The sequence below is a fragment of the Kumtagia sp. genome (assembly GCF_059502445.1).
On the sequence record NZ_JCACER010000008.1, the window covers coordinates 51,592 to 69,926 of the forward strand.

Sequence of the window (18,335 nt, forward strand, 5' to 3'; positions counted from 1 at the left end):
GAACCGCGCCGTCGTGTGCCGGCATTCGACGAATGTCTAATGCCGGGCAAAACCCTGTCCGGGTGCCGCCGGTCGAATCAGACGCGCGCGTCGCGGGGGCGCTCCGGCCGCAGCACCAGAAGCGTGCAGAGCAGGGCCAGCATCCAGCCGTCCCGCCACTCGATCGGAAAATAGCCCGACCACACCGACTCGGCGATGCCGAAGCAGGCGGCGCCGGCTGCGGCGCGCAGCGGCGAGAGGAAGCCGCCGATCGCCGTGACGAACAGCACCTTGAGGCCGAAGACGAGACCGGCACCGAAGCCGATATTGCCGTAGTAGAGCACGGCGAGGATGCCGGCGAGGCTGGCCGCGAGCCCGCCGATGAGGACCGTGCGGATGAAGACCTGCCCCGTGTCGACGGCGCAGAGCGCCGCGGCGGCCGGATCGTCGGCGACGGCACGCCACTCCCGGCCGTACCGGCTGACGGCCAGCCAGCGCGAAGCCAGGACGAGAGTGACCGCCGCGACCGCGCAGTTGACGATCTGCATGGTTGTCAGGGTGACGCGGAAATCGCCGGCGGCGGCGAAGACGACGGCTCCGGTCAACAGAGGCGGCAGCCAGAAGTCCCGCGTCTCCGCGGCGATCCGCCCGGCCTCCATGAGCGCCAGAGCGGCACCGAGCGTGGCGACGACGATGGCGTTCGGCGCCAGGCGTGCCAGCGGCAGCAGCACATGGCGGCCGAGCAGGGCTGAGACGAAGGCGCCGTAGACCAGCGCCACCGCTACGCCCAAGGCGAGCGTCGCCGGCAGCGCCAGCCACAGCACCTGCCAGCCGAACACCGCCGCCAGGATCGTCACCTGGCCGGCAAAGCCGAAGATGGCGCCATGGGCGAGATTGGTGCGGTGCAGGACGCCGTTGATCAGCGCATAGCCGAAGGCGAGCAGGGCGTAGATGGCGCCGATATGCAGGCCGTTGAGCAATTGTTGCAGGAAGTAGAGCATGGAGCCGTCCCGGCGTGACCTGCCATTGCGGAAACCTGCGGCCACCGATCTAACTTGTCAAACGGCTTTTACCAGTTAGAGTACGAGGAATGACCGTTTCCTGGACACCGCATCGTTTTTCCGGCGGCGTGCTGGCCCTCGATGCGGCCAACACGGTGGTGCTGCGCGGCGATCCCGTCCGCTCGTTCGACCGCTTCGCCGATGTCGCGGAGATCGCACGCTTCGCCGAGGCCGCTTCGCTCCACCGGTCGGAAGAGTTCAACGGCCGTCGGCTGATCGTGGAAGACGCAAGGAACATCGCGCCGAAAGTGCTGTCGATCCGCGAGGCGACGGACCGGCTGTTCCGGAGCGCGGCGCAAGAAGGATCGATTGCTGCGGCCGAGCTTGCGGCTCTGCTGCTCGCCTGCGCCGCCGGCCTCGGCAGCCTAGGGGAACGGTTCGACGTGACGGACCGCCCCTTTCGCGCTGTGCAGACGCCGCTCGCCTTCGAGGCTGCGCTGGCGGTGTCGGCGCTGTCGCTGCTGCAGCCTGCGCGGCTGTCGCGCATCCGCATCTGTGCCAACTGCCGCTGGCTGTTCGTCGACGGGAGCCGCAACCGCAGCCGCTTGTGGTGCGACATGGCGGTGTGCGGCAACCGCCGCAAGGCGCAGCGCCACTATCGCCGTCGCAGGGTCGAGGACAACGGTCATGCCTGATCCGGGCAGCCTTCTGCGGATCGCCGTGCTGGTGGCGGCTAGCCTCGCTGCGGCAGCCTGCCGCGATTCCGGCAGCGATGGCGACCGCTTCGCGCTCGACGGCAAGCTCGTCGTCTTCAACTACCGTGTCGCCACGGCCACCTTCCTCGTCAACCTGAAGCCCGTCGGGCCGGTCGAGGATGGTCAGGTGGCGATCGCCTCCTTCGAGGATCCGGCCGGCGCCGCGCCGATCGAGGTGCGCCAGAAGATCTGGCCGGCAATGGTGAAGACGACCGTCACCACGCCGCCCCTGCGCTGCATCGTCAAGGGCAGGCCGTACGGGATCACGATCCGCATCGAGGATGCGCAAGGCCGGCAGGTGCAGGCGATCCAGACGTCGATCACCTCGTCGCAGGACCAGACGGAGCTGCCGGACCGGCCGCTGGTGGTCGGGCCGCTCTACACGCCCAATCCCGAACTCGCCGGCCATGCCGACGGCAAGCTGCCCGATGTCGAGAAGCCCTCATGCCCCGGAAATGCCGGCGGCAAGGCGGATTGACCATGGCGCCGAGACGGTCCGCTGGACAGCCGGTCCCGTCCGGCCACATAGTCCGCGGCATGCATCGTCAGGACATCTGGGACGAAGAGGCGGCCGACAACTACGACACGCCGGGCACCGGCATGTTCGCGCCCGCCGTGCTGGAGCCGGCCGTGGATCGCCTGGCGCGGCTCGCCGGCGGTGGTCGGGCGCTCGAATTCGCGATCGGCACTGGCCGCGTGGCCGTGCCTCTGAGCGAACGGGGAATTGCGGTTGCCGGCATCGAGCTGTCGGGACCGATGATTGCCCGGCTGCGGGCGAAGGCCGACGAGGCGACCATCCCCGTCGTCCAGGGCGACATGGCCACCGCTATCGTCCCGGGAAGCTTCAGCCTCGTCTACCTCGTCTTCAACACCCTATCGAACCTGCTGACGCAGGCCGAGCAGGTCGCCTGCTTCCGCAACGCGGCCCGCCATCTCGCGCCCGGCGGCCGCTTCGTGATCGAACTATGGGTACCTGAACTGCGAAAGCTGCCGCCGGGCCAGCAGGCGGTCGTCTGGCAGGCGGAAGACGGCTACATCGGCCTGGACACCTACGACCTTCTTCGCCAGCAGGTGGTGTCGCACCATTTCCGGTTCGACGCGGGCAAGCAGGCCCGGTTGTTCCGCTCGCCTCACCGCTACATCTGGCCGGCGGAGCTCGACCTCATGGCGCAGTTGGCCGGGTTTGAGCTGGAAAGCAGGGACGCGGACTGGGCCAGATCCGAGTTCACCGCCGAATCGCGCTCCCACATATCCGTCTATCGTCTTCCCGAGACACCGGCGGGGTCTGCGACGGGCTAGTCATCCCTATGTTACCGGCCGTACATGCAAATTTGTTTGACGCGGCGTTCAAGGAGCGAAAGAGTCCGCCGCGACGAACCCAAGGGGCCGGCCTGTTCGAGGCCAGGACCCGAACAGGCATTTGCGCATGACCCTCCACGACGTCGCGCTCGACGACAAGTTCGATCTGTCGAAGGAGCGCGTCTTCCTCTCCGGCGCCCAGGCGATCGTGCGCATGCTCCTGATGCAGCGCGAGCGCGACCGGCGGGCCGGACTGGACACCGCCGGCTTCGTTTCCGGCTATCGCGGCTCGCCGCTCGGCGGGCTCGACATGCAGCTCTGGAGGGCGCGCGAGCAGCTCGGCCGCTCCGGCGTCGTGTTCGAGCCCGGCCTCAACGAGGAGCTCGCCGCTACCGCTGTCTGGGGCTCGCAGCAGGCCGAGCTCACCGGCGAAGGCCGGCACGACGGCGTCTTCGGGCTCTGGTACGGCAAGGGACCGGGCGTCGACCGCTCCGGCGACGTGTTCCGCCACGCCAATCTCGCCGGCAGCTCGCGGCACGGCGGCGTGCTGGCGCTGATGGGCGACGACCACATGGCCGAATCCTCGACCAACGCGCACGCCACCGAATTCCTGTTCGTCGACATGATGATGCCGATCCTAAACCCGGCCGGCGTGCAGGAGCTGATCGACTACGGCCTCTACGGCTATGCGCTGTCGCGCTTCGCCGGCACCTGGACGGCGATCAAATGCGTGAAGGACAACATCGAATCGACGGCCTCCGTCGATTCGGCGCTGGAGCGGCTGCAAATCGCGCTGCCGCCGTTCGACATGCCCCTCGGCGGCCTCAACATCCGCAACGAGCTCGACCAGCTCGGCCAGGAGGTGCGGCTGCATGAATACAAGCGCGCCGCCGCCGCCGCCTTCATCCGCGCCAACGGCATCAACCGCATCGTCTATTCCGGCGGGCGCAGCGCAAAACTCGGCATCATCACGGTCGGCAAGAGCTATCTCGACGTACGCCAGGCGCTGGACGATCTCGGCATCGGCGAAGCCGAGGCCGACCGGCTCGGCATCCGCCTGTTCAAGGTCGGCGCCCCATGGCCGCTCGACCTGCAGCACGTCGCAGAGTTCGTCGATGGGTTGGAAACCGTCGTGGTGGTCGAGGAGAAGCGGGCGCTGATCGAGGTGCAGCTCAAGGAAGCACTCTACGGCACCGCCCACCAGCCCGATATCGTCGGCAAGCGCGACGAGCGCGGCGACGGCCTGTTTCCGGCCACGGGCGCGCTCGACCCCAACGACATCGCCATCGCCATCGGCGAGCGCATCCTGCGCGGCATCGGCCCGTCGGAGGAGATTTCCGCGCGGGTCACGCGGCTCAGGCAGTTCCAGGCCATGCTTGCGCAGACGCAGGACATCGGCCAGCGCACGCCCTATTTCTGCTCCGGCTGCCCGCACAACAGCTCGACCAAGGTGCCGGAAGGTTCGATCGCCTCGGCCGGCATCGGCTGCCATTTCATGGCGCTGTGGATGGACCGCTCGACCTTCGGCTTCACCGCGATGGGCGGCGAGGGCGCGCAGTGGGTCGGCCAGGCGCCGTTCACCACCAGAGATCACATCTTCCAGAATCTCGGCGACGGCACCTACAACCATTCCGGTAGCCTGGCGCTGCGCTTCGCCAAGGCCGCCGGCGCCAACATCACCTACAAGATTCTCTACAACGACGCCGTCGCCATGACCGGCGGCCAGCCGCACGAGGGCGGGATCACCGTCCATGCCATCGCCGACCAGGTGCGGGCGGAAGGCATCGAGCGGATCGCCGTCGTCAGCGACGAGCCGGACAAATACACCGCTCGTTTCCCTTCCGGCACCACGGTGCACCACCGCGACGACCTAGACCTCGTGCAACGCGAGCTGCGCGAGGTCAAAGGCGTATCGGTGCTGATCTACGACCAGACCTGCGCGGCCGAGAAGCGGCGGCGGCGCAAGCGCGGCACCTTTCCCGATCCCGATCGGCGGGTGATCATCAACGAGCTGGTCTGCGAAGGCTGCGGCGACTGCGGAGTCAAGTCGAACTGCGTCTCGGTGCAACCGCTGGAGACCGAGTTCGGTCGCAAGCGGCGCATCGACCAGTCGAGCTGCAACAAGGATTTTTCCTGCGTCAACGGTTTTTGCCCCTCCTTCGTGACCGTGCATGGGGCGAAGATCAGAAAGGCGCCGGGACTGGCGGGGGCTGCCGATCCGCTGGACGGCGTGCCGGCGCCGAAATCCTTTCCGCTCGGCGGTGCCGGCTGGTCGGCGGTGGTCGACGGCGTCGGCGGCACGGGCGTCGTGACCATCGGCGCCATCCTCGGCATGGCCGCGCATCTGGAAGGCAAGGGCTGCGGCATGATCGACATGGCCGGCCTCGCCCAGAAGGGTGGAGCCGTCTACACCCATGTGCGCATCGCCGCGACGCCGGACGACATCCATGCGATCCGCGTCTCGGCGGGCAAGGCAGACCTGGTGCTCGGCTGCGACCTCGTCGTCTCGGGCTCGCGCAAGGTGCTCGCCGCGGTGCGCGAGGGCCACACCGTCTTCGTCGCCAACACGGCCGAGGTGATGCCCGGCGACTTTGCCCGCAGCGCCGATTTCTCGCTGCCGACAGAGCGGCTGAAGCGGGCGATCCGCAAGGCGGCGGGCGAGGACAGGACGCATTTCTTCGACGTTTCCCGGGCAGCCGCCGTGCTGTTCGGCAATTCGATCGCGGCCAACATGCTCCTGCTCGGCGTGAGCTTCCAGCTTGGCGCGCTGCCCTTGTCGGCGGAAGCGATCGAGCGGGCGATCGGGCTCAACGGCGAGGCCGTCGCCATGAATGTCGCGGCCTTCCGCTGGGGCCGCCGCGCCGCCCATGACCCGCAATTCCTCCGCCGGCTGATCGGCGAGGCGGACGCGTCGAGCCCGGCTCCCCTCGCCCAGTCGCTGGACGAGGTCATCGCACGGCGTGCCGACTTCCTGGCCGCCTACCAGGACGCCGCCTATGCGCGGCGCTATCGCAACCGGGTCGCCGCCGTGCACGCGGCAGAAAGCCGCGCGGTTCCGGCCTCCACGCGCCTGACCGAAGCGGTCGCCCGCAACCTGTTCAAGCTGATGGCGGTCAAGGACGAATACGAGGTGGCCCGCCTCTATACGGACGGCTCGTTCCGGCAGCAGCTTTCGCGCGAGTTCCAGAGCTACGAGCGACTGGAGTTCCACCTTGCCCCGCCCATCCTCGGCCACCGCGATGCCGAGGGCAGACCACGCAAGTCGCGCTTCCCCGGCTGGATGATGAGCGGCTTCAAAGTGCTTTCGGCGATGCGGCGCCTGCGCGGCACCATGCTGGACCCGTTCTCCCGCACCGCCGAGCGGCGCATGGAGCGGAGTCTGCTCCGCCGCTACGAAGCCGACCTCGACCACATCATGGGCCTGCTCGAGCCGCATCGCATGGAAGCGGCGACGGCGCTTGCTTCGCTACCACAGCTCATCCGGGGCTATGGGCATGTCAAGCAGGCGAGCGTCGCCAGGGCCGATGCCGAGCGCGAGCGCCTGCTTGCCCGCCTTTCCGCTGCGGAGCCGGAGCCGGTGGCGCGCGCCGCTGAGTAGAAAAAGACGCTCTTCCTCCGCCTTTCGAAGGGGAGCCGTCATGACGATGGCCAGCCTTCATTTTCCGTCTCTCGGGCCGCGCCTAAGGCTTTCTTAAGCCCGATGTGGGACACCATGGTCTGCCCCAAGGCCGGAATCGCGGCGTGCCAACAAGACGAAAGAGCGACATATCGGTCGACGTCTACATTCCGTTCGTGGAAACGCTTTTCCGCGACGGGCTGACGCTTAGCATCGGTTTCGCCGCGCAGATCCTGCTGGTCGGGCTCTGCTACTGGAAGACCGGCGATCCGATCTACCTCTATGTCGCCGTCGGGCTGGCGGTGGTCGCCGTGCTGCGGTTGACCAACGTGCGCAAATACCGCAACGCGCCCCGGCCGCGGGATTGGCACGAAGCGCGTCAGCGCGAGAACGACTACATCGTCTACGGCTCCCTGCACGGGCTCATGCTCGGCATGTTCTGCTTCGTCGGCATCTACCTGGCGCACGACAATTTCGCCGAGATCGCGGCCGTCTCGGTCACGCTCGCCTCCGCCACCTCGATCTCGGGCCGCAACTACGGCTCGCCGCGCATGGTGATGATCTTCATCATGACCATGACCTGGCCGATCTCGCTGGGCTTCATCCTGCGCGGCGACATCTATCATGTCATCCTCGGCACGCTGTCCGTGCCGTTCTTCTTCGCCATCCGGCGGTTCGCCGACCTGGTTCGCGACGTGCTGTTCACCGCGATTTCGGAGGAGCGCAAGGCCAACCGGCTCGCCGAGCGCTTCAATCGCGCGCTCAACACGATGTCGCACGGCCTGGTCATGCTGGGGCCCGACGGCAAGGTGGTGGTCGCCAATGCCGAGGCCGCGCATCTGATGTCGCTCAAGTCGCCTGACGCGCTGCTCGGCCGGCCGATCCATTCGCTGCTGATGCGCGGCGTCGCCGGCGGCATGCTCGACGCGAAGGACTGCCGCTTCATCGAGGCGCAATTGACGCGCGCCTTGCGCGAGGGGCGCAGCCGCAAGGTGCTGGTCTCCTTCACCAACGGGCAGCATTACGAATTCTCGGCGCGCGAAGGCAGCCAGGAACTCGGCGTCATCACCTTCGAGGACGTGACGGCGCGGGTCGAGGCGGAAGAGAAGATCCGCTCGATGGCGCGCTACGACAGCCTGACCGGCCTGCCGAACCGCGCCTATTTCCACGAGGTGGTGCAAGCGGCACTGGCCGGCGGCGACCGCGACCGGCTGTGCGCGATCGCCGTGCTCGACCTCGACGACTTCAAGAGCATCAACGACACGCTCGGTCATCCGATCGGTGACGGACTGATCTATGCCGTCGCTGAAAAGCTCGCCGCCTTCGCCACCGACACCGTGCGGGTCAGCCGCTTCGGCGGCGACGAGTTCATGATCTTCTTCGACCGGGTCGAGGACGACAGTCATCTGGCGGCCATGATCGACCGCATCTTCGCCGGCCTGCAGGGCGACGTCGATGTCGCCGGCCATGCCCTGCACGTGCAGATGAGCGGCGGCGCCGTGCTGGCGCGGGTCAAGGACACCGATGTCGACGCCATGACGGTCAAGGCGGATCTTGCGCTCTACAAGGCCAAGGAATTCGGCAAGAACAACTGGCGGCTGTTCGAAGCGGCGATGGATGCGGCGTTCCGCAACCGGCAGCTGATGAAGGCCGACCTGCGCACGGCGATCGAGACGCGCTCGCTGCGGGTGGTCTATCAGCCGATCGTAGCGCTGGACACGATGCGCATCACCAGCTGCGAGGCGCTGTGCCGCTGGGACCATCCGGATCTCGGCCCGATCTCGCCGGGGATATTCATCCCGCTCGCCGAGGAAATGGGCATCGTCTCGGAGATCAGCGCCTTCATGCTCGACGCGGCCTGCCGCGAATGCGCGAAATGGCCTGATCAGATCGGCGTATCGGTCAACCTTTCGGCCCGCGACTTCCGCAACCGCAACATCGTCGAGCGGGTGCGCGACGCCCTGGCGTCCGCGAAGCTTTCGGCGCACCGCCTCGAGATCGAGGTCACGGAAACCGCGCTGCTCGACGACAAGTCGCTGACGCGCAAGTTCATCGAGGAGATGCGGCAGACCGGTGTGCGCATCGCCCTCGACGATTTCGGCACGGGCTACTCCAGCCTGAGCTATCTGCACACGCTGCCGCTCGACAAGATCAAGATCGACCGCAGCTTCCTGCTCGACGTGACGCGCAGCCGGCGCTCGCTGGAGCTTCTGAAGGGCATCGTCAACCTGTCGCGCCCGCTCGGCCTCACCGTCACGGTCGAGGGCGTCGAGACCTTCGACCAGCTCAAGATCCTGGCGACCGAAGTGAAACCCGACCTGCTCCAGGGTTTCCTCTTCGGCTCGGCGCTGTCGGCGGCCGGCATCGAGACCATGTCGAGCACGGTCTGGCACTTCGCCCCCGACCGGCCCGCCGCCAAGAGCAAGCAACGCCGCGACAATCTGCTGCAAGGCTGAGCCAAGCCTTCGGAGTCCCGAGACTGGACTCCTTCGAGCGGGATTCGTTAGGAGTTTAACGAATTTTTAAGGTTAACGACTGGTAAACGGAACGTGTCGAGTTTGCACCTTTACACGCAGTCTGCGGAAGTTCACCTTCACTGCGGCGGAAGGGGCTGAGGTTGACCATGATCGAGAGGCGTGATGCGCCGGGCGACGGCGCAGCGGGCAGTAGTGTGCCCGAAGTTTCCGAGTTCGCGAGAAAAGTTTCCGAGTTGCTGGAACGGACCGAATACCGGCGCTGCGACAAGGGCGAGGATCTGGAGGACATCTACCGGCTGCGGTACAAGTCCTATCGTCTGTCCGACATGGTCTCCGACATTCCTGAGCAGATGATCCACGACGCGCTCGACGAGGCGCCCAACTGCTACAAGTTCGGCATCTATGTCGACGGCTTCCTAGTCAGCACGCTGCGCATCCACCATGTCAGCGGCAAGGCGCCGTTCTCGCCGTCCACCATGGTCTATGGCGACATATTGCGGCCGCAGCTCGCCGCCGGCGACACGTTCATCGACCCGAGCCGTTTCGCGGCCGATCCGGAATGGTCGCGGGTTTATCCGCAGATACCCTATCTGACGCTGCGGCTGGCCGGCATGGCCTGCTTCCACTTCCAGGCGCCCTACTGTCTGTCGACCATCAAGGAAGAACATGTCGGCTTCTACAAGCGCATCTACCGCTCCGAGCAGATCGGCGAATTGCGCGATTATCCGAACCTGAACTATCCGGTCGTGCTTTACCGCGCGACGGTGGCGGCGATTCGCGAGCGCTCGTTCACCCGCTATCCGTTCTTCAGGTCGACGGCGATGGAGCAGCGGATGCTGTTCGCCAAGCCGCGCCAGGGCGAGCTCGCGCCGCTGACCATCCTGCCGACAGCGAAATACATGCGCGACGCCGCGTAGGCCGCGCCGCGGTCCGGACCCGACATGCGGCCTGTTGCTTGTCAGGTCGGGGCGAGGCGTTCATAACCCTCCCTACATGGTCGCCAGTGACCTCGGGAGCCTATGAACGCACGTATCGAACTTGCCAGGTCGGCAATCTGGTCCCGCGAGCTGACGGACGACGAGATCGAGCGTGCGAGCCGCGGCCTGACGGAGCGGCACTTCGGCAAGGGCAGCTATGTCTGCCATCGCGGCGACAAGCTCGACTATTGGACCGGCGTCGTCACCGGCCTGGTCAAGATCAGCGCCATCTCGCGCGGCGGCAAGGCCATGACCTTCGCCGGTGCCGGTGCCGGCGGCTGGTTCGGCGAAGGCTCGGTGCTGAAGGACGAGCCGCGCAAATACGACCTCGTCGCGCTGCGCGACACGCGGCTGGCGATGATGCATCGCTCCACCTTCATGTGGCTCTACGAGAACAGCTCCGCGTTCAACCGCTTCCTGGTGCGCCAGCTCAACGAGCGCATGGGGCAGTTCATCGCCACCATCGAATACGACCGCATCCTCGACCCGAAGGCGCGCGTGGCTCGCAACCTGTCCTGGTTCTTCAATCCCGTGCTCTACCCGGACACGGCGTCGACGGTGGAGATCAGCCAGGAGGAGCTGGGGCTGCTCGCCGGCGTGTCGCGGCAGGTCGCCAACCGGAGCCTGCAGGAACTCGAGGAAGAAGGCGTGCTGCGTGTCGAGCACGGCCGCGTCACCGTGATCGATCTCCAGGCGCTGAGCGACTACGAAGGCTGATCGGAGGGAACCGGGCGCAAGGCCGCGATTGCATCAGACAATCGCCCTCCCTGTCTGTCAATGCGCTTGTTGAACGGAGGCCGGATTTGCGGCTAGCCTCCTGCAACGAACAAAGGACCATCCGGGTTTCCGGAACAGGGGCCTCGAGGCGGAGGCCATCCGCCCGGACATGGGAGGATTTCGGTTGGCGCGATTTCGCGCATCGCTCGTCTGTCACCGTGCCGCGGTGGCGCCGAAGCATGCCTTCGGGCGGCGGGTTCGATCCGTCGGCGGAGAGCCGGCCTATTCGTCTAACGGTGGGCTTGCGCACCGGCCGAGCGGGGCCATTATGGCCGGATCGGCCGCAGGCGCCGCGAAAGCGGGAGGAGCATGACCATGACGGCTACGACCTCCGCCGCCGACTCCGGCCTCGACACCTTTCCGAAATATCTCCTGCTGAATGCCGCCCGCTTCGCCGGCCGGCCGGCCATGCGCCACAAGGACTTCGGCATCTGGCAGAGCTGGACGTGGTCGCAGCAGCTAGACGAGATCCGCAGGCTGGCGCTCGGCCTGCAGGCGCTCGGCCTCGGCTCCGGCGACAACATCGCCATCATCGGCGCCAACCGGCCGCGCCTCTACTGGACTTTTACCGCCGCGCAGTCGCTCGGCGCCGTTCCCGTCCCAGTCTATGGCGACGCCGTCGCCGACGAGATGGCCCATGTGCTCGACCATGCCGAGGTACGTTTCGCCGTCGTGCAGGACCAGGAGCAGGTCGACAAGATTCTCGGCACGCTCGACCGGATCCCGTCCCTGCGCGGCATCATCTATGACGAGCCGCGCGGGCTCGGCGACTACCGCCATGCACTTCTGCATTCCTTCCAGAGCGTGCAGGAGCGCGGTGCAGCCCTGCTCGCGGCCGACCCTGGTGTGGCGAAAGCGTGGGAGGATGGCATCCGCAACGCTTCCGGAGACGATGTCTCGGTCATGCTCTACACCTCCGGCACCACCGGTAGGTCGAAAGGCGTGATGATCCGCTCGCGCAGCGCGGTCCAGGCCGCATCCGACACCGCCGCCTTCGACGACCTCGATGAGCGCGACAGCGTACTTGCCTATCTGCCGCTCGCCTGGGTCGGCGACCACTACATGAACTACGCGCAGGGCTGCGTCTCCGGCTTCTGCGTCAACTGTCCGGAGAGCGGCGAGACGGTGGCGCTCGACCTGCGCGAGATCGCGCCCACCTTCTATTTCGCGCCGCCGCGGGTGTTTGAATCGCTGCTCACCAGCATCACCATCCGCATGGAGGATGCCGGCCGGCTGAAGCGCTGGCTCTACAGGCGCTGGATCGGCGTCGCCGGGAGGCACGGCGAGGCCATCCTCGAAGGCCGGCCGGTGCCGCTGCTTGCAAGGCTCGACTATGCGCTCGGGAAATTCCTGATCTACCAGCCGCTGCGCAACGTGCTCGGGCTTTCCAACGTGCGGGTCGCCTATACGGCCGGCGAGGCGATCGGCCAGGACCTGTTCTCCTTCTTCCGCTCGCTCGGCATCAACCTGAAGCAGCTCTACGGCCAGACCGAAGCGTTCCTCTACGTGACCTGCCAGAACGACCGGGCGGTGCGCGCCGACACGGTCGGGCCGGCCGCCCCGAACGTCGACATCCGCATCTCCGAGGCCGGCGAGGTGCAGTTCCGCTCGCCCGGCCAGTTCGCCGGCTATTTCAGGCAGGACGAGACGACGGCCGAGACCGTCACGCCCGACGGCTATGTGAAGACCGGCGACGCCGGCTTCTTCGATGCCTCGGGGCAGCTCAAGATCATCGACCGGGCGAAGGACGTCGGCAGGCTCCGCTCCGGCGCGCTGTTCGCGCCCAAATACATCGAGAACACGCTGAAATTCTTCCCCAACATCAAGGAGGCGGTGGCCTTCGGCGACGGCCGCGACTTCGTCGGCGTCTTCCTCAACATCGATCTGCAGGCGGTGGGCAACTGGGCCGAGCGCAACAACATCGCCTATGCCTCCTACCAGGAACTGGCGGGGCATCCGGAGGTCTCCAGGATCATCGCCGGGCATGTGGACGAGACCAACCGGCGGCTGTCGCGAGAACCGGCGATGGCGGGCGCGCAGATCAAGCGGTTCCTCATCCTGCACAAGGAACTCGACGCCGACGACGGCGAACTGACGCGCACGCAAAAGGTCCGCCGCGCCTTCGTCGCCGAGCGCTACCGGCCGCTGATCGAGGCGCTCTACGATGGCTCGGACGAAAAATATGTCGAAACCGAAATGACCTATGAAGACGGGCGCAAGGGAACGGTCCGCGCCACGGTCAGGATCATGGACGCGAAGACCTATGATTTGCCGGGCGCGGCGGGGCTGGAGGCGGCGGAGTAATGAACTGGGTTCCTGGAACCATAGTCGCCGTGCATCAAATTGGGCTTAGCCAATGGGGGCTAGCTCACTATGTCTCTGCTGCGCGATTTGAGAATTATATTTCATTCAGCTCATCTATAGGTCGCGAAATAAGATATTGCTCGAAATAAATCCTATGAACACCCACACAAAGAATATAGAATCACAAGTTCCGGACAACGGAATCGAGCCCGGCGGCCTCCTCATGGATGTCAGGAACGTGTCGCTATCCTTCGGCGGGGTGAAGGCGATCACCGACATCTCCTTCGACATCCGCAAGGGCGAAATCCGCGCGATCATCGGACCGAACGGCGCCGGAAAAACCTCGATGCTCAACGTCATCAACGGCTTTTACACACCGCAGAAGGGTGAGATCGTCTTTCGCGGGCAGACACGTCGCGCCATGAAACCACACCACGCCGTGCGCCAGGGCATCGCCCGCACTTTCCAGAACGTCGCCCTGTTCAAGGGCATGTCGACGCTCGACAACATCATGGCCGGGCGCGCCGTGAAGATGCGCCGCAACCTGTTCTGGCAGATGCTGTGGCACGGGCCGGCGCTCGCGGAGGAGATCGAGCACCGCGCGGTGGTGGAGGAGATCATCGACTTCCTCGAGATCCAGCACATCCGCCGCACGCCGGTCGGAAAACTGCCCTACGGCCTGCAGAAGCGGGTGGAGCTCGGCCGGGCTCTGGCGATGGAGCCGTCGCTGCTTCTGCTCGACGAGCCGATGGCCGGCATGAACCTCGAGGAGAAGGAGGACATGAGCCGCTTCATCCTCGACGTCAACCGCCAGCGCGGCACCACCATCGCGCTGATCGAGCACGACATGGGCGTGGTCATGGACCTTTCCGACCGGGTGGTCGTTCTCGACTACGGCAAGAAGATCGCCGACGGCGTTCCCGACGCCGTGAAGTCCAACCAGGCCGTGATCGACGCCTATCTCGGCGTCGCGCATTGAAAGGATTTTCCCATGGATATCGCCAACATCGCCATCACCCCGCTGGTCTCGCTGATCGCCGGCGTGCTGATCCTGATCATGCCGCGGCTGCTCAACTACATCGTCGCGATCTACCTGATCATCATCGGCCTGCTCGGCCTGTTCCCGCAGCTGGCGGGGTGAGGCTGGCGATGATGGCGTTCCTTCGCACCCCCCTCTGTCCTGCCGGACATCTCCCCCGCAAGGGGGGAGATTGGCAGCTTCGCTCTCCCCGTCTTTCTTGCAAGGTCGGCGATTGGCGAAACCAAGGCGGCCAGCCAATCTCCCCCCTTGCGGGGGAGATGGCCGGCAGGCCAGAGGGGGGTGTGAAGGAACGCCGGCATGGAAGAGGTCGGTCCGAACGCCTTCCGGCAAGGAGGCCCGCATGGATCTCCTGAACGCCATGCTCGTAAAACCCTTCGCGGACATGATCGCCGCGCCCGACTTCCTGCTGCAGGTGCTGTGGGAGGGCCTCGTCGCCGGCGTGCTCTACGCGCTGATCGCGCTCGGCTTCGTGCTCATCTACAAGTCCTCGCGCATCTTCAATTTCGCGCAGGGCATCATGGTGGTGTTCGCCGCGCTCACCCTCATCGGCTTCCACGAGCACGGCGTGCCGGCGCTGCTCGCTGTCCCGCTGACGCTGGTCGTCATGTTCGTGCTGGCGGTGGCGATCGAACGGGCGGTGCTGCGGCCGCTGGTCAACCAGCCCGACATCATCCTGTTCATGGCCACGATCGGCATCACGCTGTTCCTGATCGGCTTCGGCGAGATCATCTTCGGCGGCGAGAACAAGACGATGATCACCGAGGAGCTTCTCATCCCGACCGGCAGCTACACTTTCGAGCCGTTCGGCGGCTTCGTGTCGATCGAGCAGAAGGACCTGACGGCGGTGATCGGCGCCGTCGTGCTGGTCGTCGTGCTCATCCTCTTCCTCAACCGCTCCAAGATGGGCCGCGCCATCCGCGCGCTCGGCGACGACCACCAGGCGGCGCTGTCGGTCGGCATCTCGCTGTCGACCATCTGGGTGCTGGTCTGGTTCATCGCCGGCGTGATCGCGCTCGCCACGGGAATCGTGTGGGGAGCCCGCGCGGGCGTCTCCTTCGCGCTGGAGGTCATCGCCTACAAGGCGCTGCCGGTGCTGATGCTGGGCGGGCTGGAATCGGTCTCCGGCGCCATCATCGGCGGCATCGCCATCGGGATTTTGGAGAAGCTGTTCGAGATCTACTGGGGCCAGCCGCTGCTCGGCGGCAACACCGAGACCTGGTTCGCCTTCGTCTTTGCCTTGATCGTGCTCTTGTTCCGGCCGCAAGGCCTGTTCGGCGAACGCATCATCGAGCGGGTGTGATGAGATGAGAGCGAGTGCCGACACGAGACACGGCGTCCGCCTCCCCCTTGAGGGGAGGGTGGCCGCGAAGCGGCCGGGTGGGGTACGTGCGGCAGTGCGCCGACGTTCATCTCCGTTCGCGAGGTGCAGTGTGATGGTGCGCCTTCGTATGGACGAGCAAGCGGTGAAAGAGAAGGCCGAGCGTACGTTAGGCGACCCCACCCGGCCGCTTCGCGGCCACCCTCCCCTCAAGGGGGAGGGGGACGCCGTGCTTGTCCGCTCGCCTCGCGCCTTTGCCGATCGGAGCGCCTGACCGATGCTCTACCGCACCGCCGGCCAGTTCAAGACCTCCTACCGCGCCGACCATGCGCTGTTTCCCGTCAAGCAGGATGCCTGGCTGCTCGGCTTCATCCTGCTCTTCGCCGTCGTCATCTTCCCGCTGACGGCGAGCGAATTCGCTTTCCGCGCCCTGCTGACGCCGGTGCTGATCTATGCTCTGGCGGCACTCGGGCTGAACATCCTCACCGGCTATGCCGGCCAGCTGTCGCTGGGCACCGGCGCCTTCATGGGGGTGGGCGCCTATGCCTGCTACAAGCTCGTCACCCTCTTCCCGGAGATGAACCTGCTCGTCGCCATCGCCCTGTCCGGCTTCTTCTCCGCGGCAATCGGCGTCGCCTTCGGCCTGCCGTCGCTGCGCATCAAGGGGTTTTATCTCGCCATCGCCACGCTGGCGGCGCAGTTCTTCCTGGTGTGGCTGTTCGAGAAATGGGCCTGGCTCTACAACTACAACTCCTCCGGCGCGATCCAGGTGCCCACCATCTCGATGTTCGGCGTGCCGGTGGCCGGTCCCAACGCGACGGCGATGGTCCAGTACTACGTGGTGCTGGCGATCGTCGCGCTCGTCACCGTTCTCGCCATCAACATCACGCGCGGCCGCATCGGCCGCATGTGGAAGGCGGTGCGCGACATGGACATCGCCGCCGAGCTCGTCGGCATCAATCCGATGAAGGCGAAGCTGTCTGCCTTTGCCGTGTCGTCCTACATCGTCGGCGTCGCCGGCGCCCTGTTCGTGTTCCTGTGGCGCGGCGCGGCCGAACCTGTCGCCTTCGACATCCCGCTGTCGTTCCGGGTGCTGTTCATCGCCATCATCGGCGGGCTCGGCTCGATCCTGGGCAATTATCTCGGCGCCATCCTCATCGTGGCGCTGCCGGTGATCATCAGCGCCCTGCCGGCCGCGGTCGGCCTGCCGCTCAGCTCGGCCATGGTCGAGCACCTGAACACCATGATCATCGGCGCGCTCATCATCCTGTTCCTGATCGTCGAGCCGCACGGGCTGGCGCGGTTCTGGGCGATCATCCGGGAGAAGCTGATCATGTGGCCGTTCCCGCATTAGATTCGTGGCATCGTCGCGGCGGCATCGTCGCCGCCGGAGGGAAAATGAAGTGGAGGAGAAGACAATGAGACGCGCGATTTCCAGGACGCTGCTTGCGGGCAGCCTGCTCGCCGGGCTGACGCTCGCCGGGCAAGCCTTTGCCGAGGATTCGATCACGGTCGCCAACCTGTCCTATCGGACCGGACCGTTCGCGGCGACCGGAACCCCGCTGATGAACGGCCAGCGCGACTACATCACCATGCTCAATGAGCGCGACGGCGGGGTCGGCGGGGTCAAGCTGATCTATGAGGAGTGCGAGACCGGCTACAACACCGAAAAGGGCGCCGAGTGCTACGAGAAGACCAAGGCGGCGTCGATCGTCACCCAGCCCTGGTCGACCGGCATCACGCTGCAGGTGCTGCCCAAGACCAATGTCGACAAGGTTCCGATCCTGGCGCCCGGCTACGGCTTTTCGCCGATGGCCGACGGCAAGGTGTTCCAATGGGCGTTCAACCCGCCGGCCAGCTACTGGGACGGCGCCTCGATGATTTTGAAGAACATCTCCGAGGGCAATCTGGATAACCTCAAAGGCAAGAAGATCGTGCTGCTGCACCTCGACGCGCCCTACGGCAAGGAGCCAATTCCGCTGCTCAACGCCTATGCGGAAAAGTTCGGCTTCACGCTGCTGCCGGTTCCCGTCGGCGTGAAGGAGATGCAGAACCAATCGGCGCAATGGCTGCAGATCCGGCGCGAGCGGCCCGATTTCGTGCTGATGTGGGGCTGGGGCGCCATGAACGCCGGCGCGCTGGCCGAAGCGGTCAAGACCAAGTTCCCGATGGACAAGTTCGTCGGCATCTGGTGGTCGGGCAGCGACGCAGACCTCAAGACCGTCGGCGAGGCCGCAAAAGGCTACCGGTCGATCTCGTGGAGTTTTCCGGTCTCAGACTCCAAGGTGATGAAGGACATCAAGCAGCTTGTCGTCGAGGCCGGCCATTCGCTGCTGCCGCGGGAAGAATTTGACTACGTCTTCTACCAGCGCGGCGTGGTGATCTCGATGTTCGTGGTCGAGGGCATCAAGGAGGCGCAGGCGCATTTCAAGACCAAGGTGGTGAATGCCGAGCAGCTGCGCTGGGGCCTGGAGAACCTGAAGCTCGACGAGGCGCGCCTCAAGGAGATCGGCATGGACGGCATGGTGCCGCCCTTCTCCACCTCCTGCTCCAACCATTCCGGCCATTCCGGCGCGTGGATGCTGCAGTGGGACGGCGCCAGGTTCGTGAAGGTCTCGGACCGGCTGGAGGCCGACCAGGACATGATCGCGCCGCTGGTCGCGGCCGAGGCGAAGAAATACGCCGAGGCGAATGCGCCCTGGCCGGTGAATGAAGAATGCAAGTAACTCGGTTCTCCCTCCCCTCGAGGGGGAGGGAAGCGTCTCATCCACCCCCATCCTCTCGGTCAAC

At 65.9% G+C, this 18,335-nt stretch carries 14 protein-coding genes; 13 read left to right on the forward strand and 1 reads right to left on the reverse strand.

The window, feature by feature from the left end; all coding sequences use genetic code 11:
• Positions 1-77: 77 nt before the first annotated feature.
• On the reverse strand, positions 78-980 hold the full coding sequence (locus tag AC5JDC_RS03250) for a branched-chain amino acid ABC transporter permease (RefSeq protein ID WP_495839066.1): 903 nt from the start codon (positions 978-980) through the stop codon (positions 78-80).
• An 89-nt stretch (positions 981-1,069) separates the two neighbouring features.
• Here AC5JDC_RS03250 and AC5JDC_RS03255 point away from each other — a divergent pair, with 89 nt between their 5' ends.
• From AC5JDC_RS03255 to AC5JDC_RS03315, 13 genes are all read left to right on the forward strand, one after another.
• On the forward strand, positions 1,070-1,675 hold the full coding sequence (locus tag AC5JDC_RS03255; RefSeq protein ID WP_495839068.1) for a CGNR zinc finger domain-containing protein: 606 nt from the start codon (positions 1,070-1,072) through the stop codon (positions 1,673-1,675).
• Complete coding sequence (locus tag AC5JDC_RS03260) at positions 1,668-2,213, forward strand: hypothetical protein (protein ID WP_495839070.1); 546 nt, start codon at positions 1,668-1,670, stop codon at positions 2,211-2,213. Before AC5JDC_RS03255 ends, AC5JDC_RS03260 begins: the two co-directional genes overlap by 8 nt.
• A 59-nt stretch (positions 2,214-2,272) precedes the next feature.
• Positions 2,273-3,034, forward strand: coding sequence for a class I SAM-dependent methyltransferase (locus AC5JDC_RS03265; RefSeq protein ID WP_495839072.1), 762 nt, complete (start codon positions 2,273-2,275; stop codon positions 3,032-3,034).
• A gap of 127 nt (positions 3,035-3,161) precedes the next feature.
• Positions 3,162-6,632, forward strand: coding sequence for an indolepyruvate ferredoxin oxidoreductase family protein (locus AC5JDC_RS03270; protein WP_495839074.1), 3,471 nt, complete (start codon positions 3,162-3,164; stop codon positions 6,630-6,632).
• A 143-nt stretch (positions 6,633-6,775) separates the two neighbouring features.
• Positions 6,776-9,106 (forward strand): putative bifunctional diguanylate cyclase/phosphodiesterase, encoded by a 2,331-nt coding sequence (locus tag AC5JDC_RS03275; protein ID WP_495839076.1) that lies wholly within the window; start codon positions 6,776-6,778, stop codon positions 9,104-9,106.
• A gap of 167 nt (positions 9,107-9,273) precedes the next feature.
• Positions 9,274-10,044: an N-acyl amino acid synthase FeeM domain-containing protein gene (locus AC5JDC_RS03280; protein WP_106775099.1), complete on the forward strand. Its 771-nt coding sequence runs from the start codon at positions 9,274-9,276 to the stop codon at positions 10,042-10,044.
• A gap of 102 nt (positions 10,045-10,146) precedes the next feature.
• Positions 10,147-10,821, forward strand: a complete 675-nt coding sequence (locus tag AC5JDC_RS03285; protein WP_495839078.1) for a Crp/Fnr family transcriptional regulator — start codon at positions 10,147-10,149, stop codon at positions 10,819-10,821.
• Positions 10,822-11,196: 375 nt separating this feature from the next.
• Positions 11,197-13,185: an AMP-binding protein gene (locus AC5JDC_RS03290; RefSeq protein WP_495839080.1), complete on the forward strand. Its 1,989-nt coding sequence runs from the start codon at positions 11,197-11,199 to the stop codon at positions 13,183-13,185.
• 223 nt (positions 13,186-13,408) lie between these two features.
• Positions 13,409-14,164, forward strand: a complete 756-nt coding sequence (locus AC5JDC_RS03295) for an ABC transporter ATP-binding protein (protein WP_495839082.1) — start codon at positions 13,409-13,411, stop codon at positions 14,162-14,164.
• A gap of 12 nt (positions 14,165-14,176) precedes the next feature.
• A complete protein-coding gene (locus AC5JDC_RS03300; RefSeq protein WP_106775096.1) occupies positions 14,177-14,326 on the forward strand; it encodes a DUF3096 domain-containing protein in 150 nt (49 codons plus the stop codon).
• Positions 14,327-14,567: 241 nt separating this feature from the next.
• Complete coding sequence (locus AC5JDC_RS03305; protein ID WP_495839084.1) at positions 14,568-15,527, forward strand: branched-chain amino acid ABC transporter permease; 960 nt, start codon at positions 14,568-14,570, stop codon at positions 15,525-15,527.
• Positions 15,528-15,822: 295 nt separating this feature from the next.
• On the forward strand, positions 15,823-16,899 hold the full coding sequence (locus AC5JDC_RS03310; RefSeq protein WP_106775093.1) for a branched-chain amino acid ABC transporter permease: 1,077 nt from the start codon (positions 15,823-15,825) through the stop codon (positions 16,897-16,899).
• 64 nt (positions 16,900-16,963) lie between these two features.
• On the forward strand, positions 16,964-18,271 hold the full coding sequence (locus AC5JDC_RS03315; protein ID WP_495839086.1) for an ABC transporter substrate-binding protein: 1,308 nt from the start codon (positions 16,964-16,966) through the stop codon (positions 18,269-18,271).
• The last annotated feature ends 64 nt before the right edge of the window (positions 18,272-18,335 follow it).

What these genes read in the sequence shown, in the direction of transcription:
- AC5JDC_RS03255 (WP_495839068.1), top strand. Translation starts at nt 1,070, where the DNA reads ATGACCGTTTCCTGGACACCGCATCGTTTTTCCGGCGGCGTGCTGGCC.
- AC5JDC_RS03290 (WP_495839080.1), top strand. Translation starts at nt 11,197, where the DNA reads ATGACGGCTACGACCTCCGCCGCCGACTCCGGCCTCGACACCTTTCCG.
- AC5JDC_RS03265 (WP_495839072.1), top strand. Translation starts at nt 2,273, where the DNA reads ATGCATCGTCAGGACATCTGGGACGAAGAGGCGGCCGACAACTACGAC.
- AC5JDC_RS03280 (WP_106775099.1), top strand. Translation starts at nt 9,274, where the DNA reads ATGATCGAGAGGCGTGATGCGCCGGGCGACGGCGCAGCGGGCAGTAGT.
- AC5JDC_RS03285 (WP_495839078.1), top strand. Translation starts at nt 10,147, where the DNA reads ATGAACGCACGTATCGAACTTGCCAGGTCGGCAATCTGGTCCCGCGAG.
- AC5JDC_RS03250 (WP_495839066.1), bottom strand. Translation starts at nt 980, where the DNA reads ATGCTCTACTTCCTGCAACAATTGCTCAACGGCCTGCATATCGGCGCC.
- AC5JDC_RS03310 (WP_106775093.1), top strand. Translation starts at nt 15,823, where the DNA reads ATGCTCTACCGCACCGCCGGCCAGTTCAAGACCTCCTACCGCGCCGAC.
- AC5JDC_RS03300 (WP_106775096.1), top strand. Translation starts at nt 14,177, where the DNA reads ATGGATATCGCCAACATCGCCATCACCCCGCTGGTCTCGCTGATCGCC.
- AC5JDC_RS03305 (WP_495839084.1), top strand. Translation starts at nt 14,568, where the DNA reads ATGGATCTCCTGAACGCCATGCTCGTAAAACCCTTCGCGGACATGATC.
- AC5JDC_RS03270 (WP_495839074.1), top strand. Translation starts at nt 3,162, where the DNA reads ATGACCCTCCACGACGTCGCGCTCGACGACAAGTTCGATCTGTCGAAG.
- AC5JDC_RS03315 (WP_495839086.1), top strand. Translation starts at nt 16,964, where the DNA reads ATGAGACGCGCGATTTCCAGGACGCTGCTTGCGGGCAGCCTGCTCGCC.
- AC5JDC_RS03295 (WP_495839082.1), top strand. Translation starts at nt 13,409, where the DNA reads ATGGATGTCAGGAACGTGTCGCTATCCTTCGGCGGGGTGAAGGCGATC.
- AC5JDC_RS03260 (WP_495839070.1), top strand. Translation starts at nt 1,668, where the DNA reads ATGCCTGATCCGGGCAGCCTTCTGCGGATCGCCGTGCTGGTGGCGGCT.